Source organism: Deltaproteobacteria bacterium (assembly GCA_016180845.1).
Lineage (GTDB): Bacteria > UBA10199 > UBA10199 > JACPAL01 > JACPAL01 > JACPAK01.
This window is the reverse complement of sequence record JACPAK010000001.1, coordinates 672,700-685,783: the sequence shown is the minus strand read 5'-3', so window position 1 is coordinate 685,783 and position 13,084 is coordinate 672,700. Positions and strand designations below refer to the sequence as shown.

Genomic DNA, 13,084 nt, shown 5'->3' with positions numbered 1-13,084 from the left:
ATTATTTCTTTTTAACTTCGATCTTCAAAGGCACCATAACATCACTATGCAAGTGAACCTCTGCCTCAAAAAGACCTAAGGCATGAATCGGTGACTTGATCTGAATATTTCGATGGTCAATTGAAAAACCTTTTTCGGAAAGTGCTTCGGCGATATTGCGGTTTGTCACAGAACCAAACAACTTCCCCTCTTCACCAACTTCCTTTTCAAAAACCAACGCCTCTGCTTGTAGCTTTCTGCCAATCTCTTCAGCTTCGTCTTTTTGTTTTTCTCTTTTAGCCTCTATTGATTTTTTCTGGGCCTCCAGCTGTTTCAAATTGCCTTCGGTCGCTAAAACAGCCTTTTTTTGAGGCAAAAGGCAGTTCCGACCGTATCCTTCCGAAACTTGAACAATTTCTCCGGCACGGCCGACAGAACGGACATCTTCTTTAAGAATGACTTGCATGGGGACCTCCTACACGTTTTAACTTCCTAAAATCAAACCAAAAATCAAACAGACCGACAAAGATCAGAAACAACCCCAACGGTTGAAAAAAGGCGATCATAAGAAAAAGAACCGCCATTCTGAGCAAGGGGCTGAGCCATTTTCGAAGAAAAAAGATAAAAATAGAAAGCCCTTGAAAAAAATAAGCAGCCGCAGTCACAAGCAGAAGGTTCAAGAGAATCCATGAAAAGGGGCTTAAAATCTCCAAAAATTGACTGCCAAGATAAAAAATACCCAGAGAAATCGGGGCCCAAATCCATTTTTCATCGAGACGCCAGGCAGGAAATTCACCCCAGCTGGAAAAGAGGAGATTCGAAACCCATCGTCGTATCAGGAGGAGATTTGAGGCGACAACAACAAGTGTCATATTGATCCAGATTGCAGGAAGGAGCCGCCACAAGGTTTCCAAAAAAGGACCGGTCAAAAACGCCTTCTCCTCAGGTGTCATTTGGGGATTCAGCTCAAAAAAACGTTGAAGGATAAAATCAAGCGATCCCTTCATTTTGTCAAAAAGACTAACAAAATGGGACAAGACGAAAAAAGAGACTACCGTCACAACAATCGTTGAGAGGATAATCTGACCAATCCCCTTTTCCCATGAAAGTTTTTTTCTCCCGACCCAAACGAGGGCAAACCCTATCCAGGCATAATAAAAAAAAGAGAGGACGGCCAAGGATCCAACCTGCGAAAGCCCCAGATAAGGATACAAGACCATTCCGGGCAGAAAAAACCAGCTTCCCTTCGATAAAAAATAGAAGAGGGAGAGAAAGGTCATTGCTAAAAGGATCGCAACGAAAACAGGGAGAAGTCCCCTGCGAACAAAAAGAGAAGAAAATGGGAGTGGGGTAAAAAGATTAAAAAAACCGCTGCCAAACAAAAGGACCGACGCCGTCATGCTGATGACAATCGCAAATACCATAGAACAAGTTTCTCATTACCCCTGAAAGTTGGCTACAAAAGGAAGCATGGCCAGGATTCGTGCCCTCTTGACGGCCTCGGTTACCCTGCGCTGGTGAAAGGCACAATTGCCGGTCATGCGTCGGGGAAGAATCTTGGCTCTTTCTGACGTAAAGGGCTGAAGAAGTTTTGGTTCCTTGTAATCAATCATCATTTTTGGATCTGCACAAAAACGGCAGCTTTTCTTTCGCATCATGGGTCGCTTCTGGGTATCTGTAACGATCATATCTGAACGCCTCCTTCTTCTTTTTCCTGAACGGGCCGAACGGTAAGAAATCGCAATACTTCCTCTGTTAATCGCAGGTTTTTCTCAAGATCCTCAATAACGGGCCCCGACCCTTCAAAATTCAATTGAAAATAATGTCCTCTGTTCTGATGGGAAATTTTATAGGCGAGCATTTTCTTCCCCAAATCTTTTTGATCGAGGAGCTTGCCTCCGCGACGAGCCAGGATTTCCAAAATCTTGCTGTTGATTTTTTTCATCACATCCTCTGTCAGGTCAGGTTTTAAGATGTAGACCGTTTCGTAGTTGTGCGTCATTTATCCTCCTTGTAACCATTTTTTGATCACCTTCACACCCTCTTCTCGCATCACATCTGCCTTTTCTTTTTCTTCATCTGAAAAAGGAGAGAGAACATACAACTCTACCTCCTCTTTCGTCTGCGGTCGACCAACACCGATGCGAAGCCGGGAAAAATTCTTCATCCCAATACTCTCTATAACCGAAGAAACTCCTCGATGCCCGGCGGCACCTACATTAAAATCAAGTTTTAAACGTCCCAAATCGAGATCAATGTCATCGTGTACCATCAGCATTTCTTCCGGTCGGATCTGATAAAAATTCAAAACAGCTGCCACAGCATCGCCCGACCGATTCATAAAGGTTTGAGGAAATATCAGAAGAAATTCCTGACCCTCAAAATGCCCTTTCCCCATCAGGGATGAAAATTTCTTTTCCTTCAAGCCGATGAGGCATTCCACCGCAAAGAGCTGGACGACTTGCGCCCCAACATTGTGCCGCGTCGTCTCGTACTTCTCGCCCGGATTGCCAAGTCCCACAATAAGCTTCATTCACTACTTCTTCCCTTCCTTTTCCTTCTTCTCTTCCTTGGCTTCTCCCTTCGCCTCTCCAGCAGCTCCAGACGCCTCTGCAGCCCCTTCTGCCGGTGCTGCAGCAGCCCCTTCTACGGGTGCCGCTGCTGCCTCCTCTGCCTTCTCTTCCTTCGGCGCTACAACAGACACAATGGTTATATTAACATCTTTCGGTGCCTCAACACCTTCCGGTAGCTTCAGATCGGTCACATGGAGGCTGTCACCAAGATTGAGGGCTGAAATATCAATTTCCAGAAATTCCGGAATATTCCCTGGAAGACACTTGACCTCGAGCTCTCGGGTTGACTGTTCAATCAATCCTCCCTGCTCGACACCAGCCGCCTTCCCGATGAGCCGGACAGGAACCTTAACCGCCAACTTCTCCTTCATATCGACTCTCAAAAAATCGATGTGAATCATCTTGTGGGTAACAACATCGGTCTGAAAATCCTTGATCATGACGACCAACGGCCCCTTCCCCTTATAACCTGCCAGCTGGAGCTCGATGAGGGCATTCATCCCTCCTCCTCGGATAACACGGGTTAATTCCTTTCCATCCACCGAAAAAGAGACCGCTTCCAGATCATGCCCATAGAGGACTGCGGGAACTTTCCCCTTATTTCGAAGCTCCTGAAGAATCCCCTTACGACCAACCTCTCTCACTTCTGCCTTGATAGCTTGCTTCTCAATCATAATCTCCCTCACTTTTTAAACGAACAACGATGAAACAGAATCTCCTGTATGAATCCTGCGAATCGCCTCTCCGAGCAAATGCCCGACCGAAAGCACTTGAATCTTGTTTGTCTTTCGTAACTTTTCCTTCAGTGGAATCGTGTCTGATACGACAAGCATCTCCAAAGGCGATTCGTGGATCTTCTGTACCGCTGACCCCGAAAGGACCGGATGTGTGCAAATCGCCATGACTGATTTGGCCCCACGATCCATGATCGCCTCAGAAGCGTGACAGAGGGTCCCCGCCGTATCGACGATATCATCGACCAAGATGGCATTCTTCCCCTTCACATCACCAATGATATTCATAACAGCCGATTCATTGGGAGACTCACGACGTTTGTCGATAATAGCGAGATCGGCATCCAGACGCTTCGCATAGGCACGCGCTCGCTCAGTTCCACCAGCATCCGGCGAGACAATAACCCGGCTCCCCGATGAAGCTTCTTTTTGGATAAAATCCAAAAAGACAGGATTCGCATACAGGTGATCAAAAGGGATATTAAAAAAACCCTGAATCTGACCGGCATGGAGGTCAACCGCCAGAAGTCGACTGGCTCCAGCTGCGGTAATCAGATCAGCAACAAGTTTTGAGGTAATCGGCGTCCTTGGTTGGGCCTTTCGATCCTGTCGCGCATAGCCGTAGTAAGGGAGCACAGCGGTCACCCGATCGGCAGAGGCCCTCTTCAAGGTGTCGAGAAGCACCAAAAGCTCCATCAGGTTTTCATCGACCGGGGTGCAGGTCGGTTGCACGACAAAGACATCCATGCCTCGGACATTTTCCTGAATCTCCGAAAAGATCTCTCCATCGGCAAACCGTCGGATTAACACCTTGCCAAGAGGGACACCGATATAATCAGCAATCTTTTGGGTCAGGTCGGGATTCGCCGTCCCGGAAAAAATCTTGAGTTGTTGATAGATCGGCATAATATTTCGCTCCAATACTCGGGGGTGAGGAATCGAACCTCAATTAAGGGCTTCAAAGGCCCCTGTCCTGCCGTTAGACGACCCCCGAAATCTAAAGGCTTCGCCCCTTCCAAACCCACCATTCAGGATTTTTTTTCTGAACCATCAGATCAAATCCCCGGTCTCGTGACGCCGCAGATTCAAAGAGTCCGAAGACGGTACCACCGCTTCCGCTCATCAGCGCCCCGAGGGCCCCGGCTTTCATCAACATCTCCTTCATCTCTGCCAGGACCGGATAGCGGGAGAAAACGACCTTTTCCAAGTCGTTTTCAAGTAGCGGCGGGATAGCATCAATTCCTACCTCTGTCAATGCCACTAGAGGCGGGTCCTGCCTCGGGTTCCGCCCACCCGTGCTCACGCGTTGCGCGCGGGCGGGCGCCCGACCCGAGTCACCCGTCTCAACAATTTCAAGGTCAAACCAGTGATACACCTCTTTCGTAGAAACCGAAAACCCAGGATTGATCAGGATAACCGATAGGGAAGGGACCGATATCGGCTCTAAAATCTCTCCAATGCCGGTGACTCTCTGTGGCCCCTCGGCAAGGAAGAACGGGACATCGGCCCCGATTTTAAGACAAATCTTCATCAGCCGCTCCCGCGACCAATCAAGCCCTAGCTCTCGATTCAGGGCTATTAAGAGAGCCGCAGCATCACTGGAGCCACCTCCAAGTCCAGCAGCGATTGGGATATTTTTGTTCAATGAAATCTTGAGTTCGAATTTTTGTCCTGACTCTTCACGAACTAACTGGGCGACCTTCCAGAGGGTGTTTGAAGAATCCAAGGGGATCTGAAAATCTCCCCCGACAAGCGGGGGAGTCTCCCCCCTTTGACAAAGGGGGGCATGGGGGGATTTTTTTTCAATTTCAAAATCAATCTCATCGCACAGATCCAATTTCACCATCACCATATCAAGCAGGTGATAACCATCCGAACGACGACCGGTGATCTTGAGTCGGAGGTTGATTTTCGCGGGGGCTGATATTTTAATTTTCTGAGACATCGGATGGAACGTCTATCTCTCTTTTTCATAAAAAAACTCAAGTCTTCCCGAAAATGGTTGTTTCTCAAAATGATAATTTTCTCGAAATGATAAACTGGCTCTCCCCCGTATAAATTAAAAATATATATTAATTTCAATTAGTTATTAAAAATACTTCGAAAAAATAAATTTGGTGTCGGTTTTGCACCGATTACCCGTATGAACAAAAAGATTTTATTGGCCCTGATGGTCGTCTCCGGGCTTGCCCTTCCCAATACCGCCTCTTCGCAAATAGGTAACCCTTTTACCGGTAAAGGTCTCGTCGTCTCACAATGTGAATACGTAAGTAGCCTCTCTGCGACCTCTCCGATCCAACATGAGCCCTATTTCCGTGGAGAACGCGAGCTCTTTGGCTACCGCCCACGCTTTGTCCCAAATGTCATCTCATTTGACTCAAGAAATATTCCGTACGTTAGAAACCAGCTCGTCATTCAGAAGTGGAATCCAAGAAGCTGTATTTGGGAGGAGATCGATCTCGCCCCTATCATCCGTGGAAAATATCCGGATTGGGGCGGGGAAACAAGCGATGATATCAACAATCATACAGATCAAAGGGTTGTCTTTGACAATCAAGATAACGCCTACACACTGATTCCTGCTACGGGGTGGAGTGGTATTCGTCGAGTCCTCTTAATGCAATGGATTCGGAGTAGAGACCAATGGGAGATCTACGAAATCCCGGAACAAATATCCGGCGGTGCTGCCGTACTGGAGCATTTTGACAGCAATAATGACAAATCGCGCCCCCCTGTTATCTTGGGTGGAAATTATTTAGATTCGGCTTGGCAGGCCCCGGAATCAGAAGAGAAGCCTTGGAGGCTTCTCTTTGATGAACTGGGCACCGATCTCTTTTTAGTTGCCCCTCAGAGGTCAACAGATGGCACCCTTGTTATCCCGGATCCTGTAAGGGTGGCAAGTAAGGCCTTTATCCCCTTCGTCGCAACCGGTGGATCAAACCAGATCCTCACAAAAGGGAATTTCACCTATGTCGTTTGGGCCTCAGCGGAGCGTGGTACCTATTGGCGTGGAACCGCCAGCTTTATTGTCCGCTACGATCATGAGACGCAGACCGTGAGTGAACCGGTCTTTCTCGGGGCAACATTAGGCATCGCTTCTCAGGGGCTTCGTCATATCGATGACCCGGATGGGCATAACATACCCGCCATCACCATGGATAGCGAGGGGTATCTTCATGTTGTCATCGGAGCCCATCAAAGAAATTTCCTCTACACCAAGTCTCTTGTCCCCCATAACATTCAGGATGGTTGGACACCTCCAGTCTCTATTGGCAGCAGCGATCCGGAATGTACGGGAAGCTGTCATTATTACAGCTACGTGAGTCTCATTATTGATCAAAACGACACGCTCCATCTTGTCGCGAGATGGGCAGGGGATGAGGAAGGATTTTCTTATCGATTCAGCCTGGTCCATTTATTTAAGAACCGAGATGCCGAATGGAGCACGAGAAAAACCATTGCGAGACCCTTCCGAACAGGTTACTCCCATTGGTATCAGAAGTTGGACATCGACCGGAGAGGTCGATTATTTCTATACTATACCTATTATATGAATGACTTCTTTGTAGATGAAGTGGCGGCCTACGAGGCCAAGTGGCCTGAAGACCCGCCGCTCGTCGCATCCGACCCAGAATGCTCCATGACAGGATCATCAGCCTCTCCCAGAACTTATTGTAATTGTGGGGGGGTGAGGGCTCATGATCCGGTTATACTTGTTTTTGATGACCGTGGAGAAAATTGGCGAATTGCTACCTCCTCAGATTTTTTGCCTCCACAAAATTTGCCTCCACTAAAAAAGACTCGAAAGCTTCTTCAAAAGGCGAGGGAGCCATATTTTTTCGACAGGCTCCTAGAAAAGTCTAAGCAAGGTCTCATCAAATGAGAGAAGATTTCCGATCCTCAGCTCCTTGAGTAAAACCAATGTCGTGCTATCGGTGAATGAGAGGGAATGATCTCTATATTTCTTATACAGATTCCAGGCCTTTTCTTCCTCCTTCGAGGTCACAAAATGATAATCAATCATCTTGTCCGCACGTAATTGTTCGCCAAAGGAGATCGAGAGATCTTTTTGGCCGCGTGCGGTCAGAAGCGTCATGAGTTCATCGAAGATATAGCTGGAAGTGACGATCCTTGCCGATTCAAGACCCTTTCGCGCCTTTTCATGATTCTCATCCGCCTTGTTGAGAAAGGCGAAAAAACCACTCGTATCAACGAAGATTTTTTCTGCCATCGGTGTAGAGAAACTTCTTGAAGTTGGTCGAACGACACTCGGAATCCTCCAGAGCGCCACAAAAAGATGAAATCGCCGACCCCTCTTTTTGAGCCCCAATAAAGCGATCGATCAGGCGACGGATCAATTCACCGAGACTTGTATTGGACTCTGATGCCATCGCCTTGAGCCGACGATATTGCAGGGGGTCCAAAAAAATTTGGGTGCGATGCATATAGCTCCTTTTAATAAACATCATTACATCTACATCTAATATGTCCTCATGTCAACCCTGCTCTCCACTATTGGGGTCCTCAATCACCGATTAGAACCTGCGTCGTGAAGCACCCTTCTTGTCATTTAAAAACTAAATAAATTCGTATACTTAAATAAATGGTTCGGTGCCCGAAGTGGCATGCCGATTGCTCATTAATAGGGCCAAACCCCTCGAGGGTGGAGGTCTAACTTTGGCCGGATCGGAAAAAATTGGTGGGAATGGGACAAACGGCGGGATCAAACTCCCCGCAGACAGTCAGACTACTGCCCCTTCGCGTTCACCAGAACAAAAAAAACCCAATGATCCCTCAGGGGAGGCTCCTCACTACCAGGCCTCTTCGCGTCGTCTCTCCAAGCGACTCGGAGATGTGCGAACCAATCTTGGCGGCGGACTTTTTGGTCACCCGATCGCGACGATCCAGGAACTCAAACAAGCAGCAGCAAGTTCCGACTATTTCACGTTCGAGATCGGTCAGGAAATCATATGGGAAAAGGACGGCCAGATGGGCGTCATTGGAACAATCAAGGAAATTTCTACGGAACGGATTTGTGTCGTCGATCAAAGAGGTCGCGAACGATGGGTCACTGCTGAAGATCTCTCAAACGAATTGATCGAAGGGCAAGGAATCGGGATGCAACTCGCCCGTTCCAACCATGAGTACGGAAACAGCCAATGGATCGAGATCAAACCAAAGAAGCCTCTTCCCGCCCGATCGACGGACGAGATCAAGGCGCTCGCCCCGATCGCGAATGAACTGAAGGAACTTCTAGCACCCCACACGCGGACCGGAATGATCGATCTCACTCGGATCCCGGCAAAAAATTTTGAAGAGTTTGTTCGGTATCTCCAAACCCACTCCGAGATCAACGATGGGATGAGCTTTTCTCTCCCGTATCGTGACCTTCTGGGCAACTGGGAATATCAGCCACTCCTCGAACTGATCTACGAGCAGGCCCATCCAGAGCGCCAATCCTCGTTGAGAGATCCGGACGAGGCACGGGAGCTCCTGAAACGCTTCACTGCCAATCTGATTGCCATCGACGCCGATCGATTTGTCCAAAACCATATCGGCACACCCGAAGGGAGGAGTCGGATCTTCAAGATCCTCGAGGACAAAAAACATTTTAACCTGAAACTCCGTGCCGCGATCTGCAAGGCGGTCCCCGCTGCGGCAAAGGCAGAGGTCGGTGATTCAGGGGTCTATGAGATCGACAAAAATTTCGGCTTCGTCGATCAATACCTCGACTACGGAAACTGGCTCACGACAGAAGAACAGATCGCGCCGGCAAAAGATGGCATCCTCCATCTCTTTCAGGAGATGAATCGTCTCGAGCAAAACAAGGCGGAGGATCGGGGCCGTTATCAGGAGCACCCCGAAGAGGTGACGGGCGGCGATCACGAAGCGATCGAATATCGGGAGGTCAAGGTCGGGGATACGAAGAAGATTGTTCAAATTGTCGAAGAGACAAAAGACCAGAGAGATCCGGTCAGCCAGCTCAAAAACAAACTTGCCCATCTCTGGCTTTTCGCGGCGGATGCGAGAAATTGGAATGACGGCTCCGTCGATACCGATTGGAAAAAGATCCAGGCGGCGCGACATCACCTGCTCCGCGGTGTCGAGGAGATCCTGCCGGAGCTCGATCGGGTTCAAAACGATCAAGACCTGAAAAGGATCAACGACGCGATTCAATCGCTGCTAAAACGTCCTCTCAACTTTGATAATAGTCCGATCCAGAGCGGTGCGAAGCACCTCGTCTCCGGTAATAGCATCACCACCTATCTCGAGAAGATGAGGTCCCACGTCCGCCAACCTCTCGATCAACTCTCCCAATATTCAGACAAGATGAACGCCGCCTATGAGATGGGGGAGTCGGTCTTCTTCGAGAAGAAGGATCTTCGTGTCGATGAGCCGCTTCAAGAGGGGGTTGGTCAGTTGATCGATGCTCTCCAACAGACCAAGCTGGAACTCTGGCAGGGATACCAGCAACACAAGGCGCTCTCTCGAGCCGGATCTCAGGTTCGAAACTGGTGGTCGGGGGAAGGGAATATCACCGACATCCAAAAGGCAACGTCTGAAATCGATCAGCTCATCTACAAACTTCAAAACGCCTACGAAACCGAGCATGTCGAAGAAACGGTCAAGGAACTTTATGAAAAATTAAAAGAGGGAGGCGTTCTTTACGAGGCCTTGATCGCGGCCGAGATGGATGGGGCAGAGAATCTGATCGGCCTTGTTCAAACAACTTTAGAGATTGTGATCCCGTCACTCGTGACCGGCGGGGCGACGGCGCTGGCACGCCTCGGGATCGCCGGCGCTCGAGTCAAAAGGGCAGTCGATGCGGCGAACGTTGTCAATGATGCTCGAAAAATCGGTGCCGGGACGCGGGCATTACGTGGATTCGGGATCGGCGCCTACTCCTCCACAGCAGATAATCTTCTCGAACTCGGTACGGGCGGCTACCGTGAGGGGAATGAGACGCTTGCAAAATTCGTGAAGGATGCGCTCGCGACTGGCAGCGCGATGGCGGTCACCGCGCTCGCCCGAATTCCAAAATCAAATCATCGAAACATCGTCATGAGACTCTATCAACGCTTCTCCTCCGAGGGGTTTTCGGGTTTTGCCCATACCTTCGCTGCCGATGCCGGCATGGAGGCGGTCGAAGAGATACTCGATCAGTATGTTCGTCGCACCCTCGATGGAAATTTCTCGGCGATGACCTGGGGAGAGGTCACCGAGATCGCACGGATCTGCTTCGTCGGCTCGGTCCCCGGTGCGATCAAGACCGGCGCTGTCGCCGAGTTGGCGGGTGGAGGTCGGATCCAGCAAACCCCTTCTCCCAAACAACCGATCGATCCGAACGCGAATGGAGACGTCCGCCAGCGGGGTCAAATCGTACAGCAGGCTAATTCGGCAGGGGGAGAGGTCGAGGCAAAAGAGATACAGACTGAGGATGCTTCTCCAACAACTCTCCCAAGGCCACCGATAGAGTTAACGGACGAGGAAACACGGGCGCTTCGTGATGCCGGTCACTTGGATGACCCACTCGACCTCCGCTCTGACCGACAGGTCCAAGATCTATTGGAGAATATCTTAAGGAAACTGATCCAGATTCGTGGAGCACGTCGTTCGCTTCTCCCTGAAGCGATGGCAAACCGATTGGTCCAGAGGCTCATCAGCCATCTCGATGGAAATATCCCGCAAACGATCCTGAATCTCCTCTACTACCGAGGGCTGACCCCTGAAGGGAACCCGTGGAACCGGCAGGGAACAGTTCAAGCAGAGCCGGGCCGTAATCTCTCGCATTATCGGATCCGAAGGGAAGGTTGGAATGGGGACCAGCATTTCAATGAAGCGATCGAACCGGAAACCGACGCCGTTCTGATCGGACGCGACCCCTCGGATGGTCCTCAAAGTCCCTTGGCATCTCAACAGGCGAAAATTTTTCTCGATAGTGAGGGGCGGCTGCATATCCAAGATTTGAGTCAAGATGAAGAGGCAAACAAAGCGATAGATTCCCAAGACCCGATTCTTGGATTTGGCACCTACCGTCTCGCCCGTCGTGAATTAGAATTAGGAAGGGGGACGTTTAAGGGACGCCCGATCATCACCTCGGTTTGGGTCGAGGTCGATCCAAATGAACCGCTTGAGGTGGGGGATGTTATCCGACTCGGCCTTGATGGTCCCGTCTTCACCCTCTCGCTCGAGGCAAAGCCACCATCCGAGATTGACCTCTCCGGCCCCGAGGCGGTTGGGAATATCCAGATCGGTCCCTTCACTGTCAATGAGTGGAGTCGTCGGTTCGAACAATATTATCAGGACAGGATGGCAGATGATTCCAGTTTAACTGAGAATGGAATCCGAAATGCGTCAGATTTTCTGGCAACCGATCCTGCCGAAATGAATCAAAGGTCACGCATCCCCCGAGGATGGGTTCCTTATTTCATGCAAGTTTGGGTTGGCTTCCGAAACCGGATCGCGCGTGAACTTGGCATTCCTTCTGGCCAACCGTCTCTCCAACTACTTCAGCAGATCTACGCCTTCCATCGTCTGAGGGAGATCCAGACCCGACTGGAGCGAGGAGAACCGATCTCCCAGAATGATATCGCCCGACTTGACCGGTTCCGTCAGCAGGGGATCCCGATCCCGGCCTTACGACTCCCGACACAAGACAACCCTCATAACAATCCTGCATCTACCCGACAAACACTTCGAGGCATCGGTCCTGTCCTTCCGATCGTCCCCCTCTCGATTCTTGCAGGTCCTATTCTTCACAGTCTCCAACATTTTTTTGCCAATGCGGTCGACGCGCTGATGTACGCCGCGAATTCGGGGGCGCTATCGTTCCCGGCGTTTCCGACGAGAATGGATGGTGATGGCAGACATCACGATTGGACGGAAAGGGCCAGCCCGCTTCCCGATACCGTCACCCAAAGACTGACACGACCCTTTACCGGCAGAAACCTCCAAGCTACCTGGAATGAACAAGATCTGAAACGGGGCAGGCGTTTTGAGGATGCGGCCCTTGTCGACCTGGCACGTCTCGGCCAGACACGACTGAATGAGCTGGCCAATCCAAGAGAGGGATTCACAGAAGAGGCGGTTCAGCTCAGAAGACTTCTGCAAACTCTGGAGAGGACAAATGCCCCTTCCCTTGCCTGGATCTGGATCCGCGCCCTGGCAGCGATGACCCATCCGAATGACAAGAAACTCACGAGGGAGGAGATCGAGGAGAGGACACGGATCTTCCACCGCGTTGTGCAGCAAACAGCTCAACTTTATGCGCAGGCGGAGAGGCAAGGGATTTCCCTGCGTGGGATTGTCATTGAAACCGTCGCGACCGCCACCCCTGAGGTGGTGGAATGGCTCGATGAACGGGCCACACGATGGAGAAATGGCTTCCATGATGGCTCACCGCTCGCCAAGTTAAGGGGCTCAGAGGCAGAACTTGCTGTCCTCAAGGCACTTCTGGGTAATGACTGGAAAGAGGGGGCTACGGTAGAGATGTTGAGCCGTTCCGCAACCGGCTCTCAATCGACCCCGGATATCAGGATTTCATATCCTAATGGTGGAGCGAGAGACCATGTCGAATTCTGGGATGTCAAAACACGGGCCTACGGTGATCATGGAATCGATCAACGGCAATTTACATCCAGCTCCGACAGGGCTCGTCAATTTCGTTCGATATTGATTGGTGGTCGTCCCCCAAGGGAAACCGTTCGCTCTATCAATGGGGTCCCACATCAGGCACGCCATTTCAGATTTCTTCCAACAACGGTCGATTTACAACGGGTCGGTGCCTTACCCCGATAG

12 protein-coding genes and 1 tRNA gene are annotated in these 13,084 nt (G+C 50.2%); 2 read left to right on the top strand and 11 right to left on the bottom strand.

Annotated features, from left to right (window positions below; translation table 11 throughout):
• Position 1 precedes the first annotated feature (1 nt).
• The 9 genes from HYT76_03580 to HYT76_03540 form a co-directional block, all read right to left on the bottom strand.
• Complete coding sequence (locus tag HYT76_03580; protein MBI2082629.1) at positions 2–445, bottom strand: 50S ribosomal protein L9; 444 nt, start codon at positions 443–445, stop codon at positions 2–4.
• Positions 429–1,403 carry a DUF2232 domain-containing protein gene (locus HYT76_03575; protein ID MBI2082628.1) on the bottom strand — a complete coding sequence of 325 codons (975 nt, stop codon included), beginning with the start codon at positions 1,401–1,403 and terminating at the stop codon, positions 429–431. The genes HYT76_03580 and HYT76_03575 overlap by 17 nt, the downstream gene beginning before the upstream one ends.
• Positions 1,404–1,418: 15 nt before the next feature.
• A complete protein-coding gene (locus tag HYT76_03570; GenBank protein ID MBI2082627.1) occupies positions 1,419–1,667 on the bottom strand; it encodes a 30S ribosomal protein S18 in 249 nt (82 codons plus the stop codon).
• Positions 1,664–1,981: a 30S ribosomal protein S6 gene (gene rpsF / locus HYT76_03565; protein MBI2082626.1), complete on the bottom strand. Its 318-nt coding sequence runs from the start codon at positions 1,979–1,981 to the stop codon at positions 1,664–1,666. Before rpsF ends, HYT76_03570 begins: the two co-directional genes overlap by 4 nt.
• Positions 1,982–2,512, bottom strand: coding sequence for an aminoacyl-tRNA hydrolase (locus HYT76_03560; GenBank protein ID MBI2082625.1), 531 nt, complete (start codon positions 2,510–2,512; stop codon positions 1,982–1,984).
• A 3-nt stretch (positions 2,513–2,515) separates the two neighbouring features.
• Entirely contained in the window at positions 2,516–3,226 is a 711-nt protein-coding gene (locus tag HYT76_03555) for a 50S ribosomal protein L25 (protein ID MBI2082624.1), read from the bottom strand.
• Between the two features lie 15 nt (positions 3,227–3,241).
• Positions 3,242–4,192, bottom strand: a complete 951-nt coding sequence (locus HYT76_03550; protein MBI2082623.1) for a ribose-phosphate pyrophosphokinase — start codon at positions 4,190–4,192, stop codon at positions 3,242–3,244.
• Between the two features lie 17 nt (positions 4,193–4,209).
• Positions 4,210–4,280 (bottom strand) — tRNA-Gln (locus HYT76_03545).
• Between the two features lie 3 nt (positions 4,281–4,283).
• Positions 4,284–5,231 (bottom strand): 4-(cytidine 5'-diphospho)-2-C-methyl-D-erythritol kinase, encoded by a 948-nt coding sequence (locus HYT76_03540; GenBank protein MBI2082622.1) that lies wholly within the window; start codon positions 5,229–5,231, stop codon positions 4,284–4,286.
• A 198-nt stretch (positions 5,232–5,429) separates the two neighbouring features.
• Between HYT76_03540 and HYT76_03535 the strand changes: the two genes are divergently transcribed.
• A complete protein-coding gene (locus HYT76_03535; GenBank protein ID MBI2082621.1) occupies positions 5,430–7,169 on the top strand; it encodes a BNR-4 repeat-containing protein in 1,740 nt (579 codons plus the stop codon).
• On the opposite strand, the gene HYT76_03530 is transcribed toward HYT76_03535, so the two are convergent.
• Both HYT76_03530 and HYT76_03525 read right to left on the bottom strand, forming a co-directional pair.
• The gene (locus HYT76_03530) at positions 7,137–7,517 is read right to left on the bottom strand and encodes a type II toxin-antitoxin system VapC family toxin (GenBank protein MBI2082620.1); all 381 of its coding nucleotides are present in this window, start codon (positions 7,515–7,517) and stop codon (positions 7,137–7,139) included. The two genes, HYT76_03535 and HYT76_03530, sit on opposite strands and share 33 nt — an antisense overlap.
• Complete coding sequence (locus tag HYT76_03525; protein MBI2082619.1) at positions 7,495–7,731, bottom strand: hypothetical protein; 237 nt, start codon at positions 7,729–7,731, stop codon at positions 7,495–7,497. Before HYT76_03525 ends, HYT76_03530 begins: the two co-directional genes overlap by 23 nt.
• 232 nt (positions 7,732–7,963) lie before the next feature.
• Here HYT76_03525 and HYT76_03520 point away from each other — a divergent pair, with 232 nt between their 5' ends.
• Positions 7,964–13,084, top strand: coding sequence for a hypothetical protein (locus tag HYT76_03520; protein MBI2082618.1), 5,121 nt, complete (start codon positions 7,964–7,966; stop codon positions 13,082–13,084).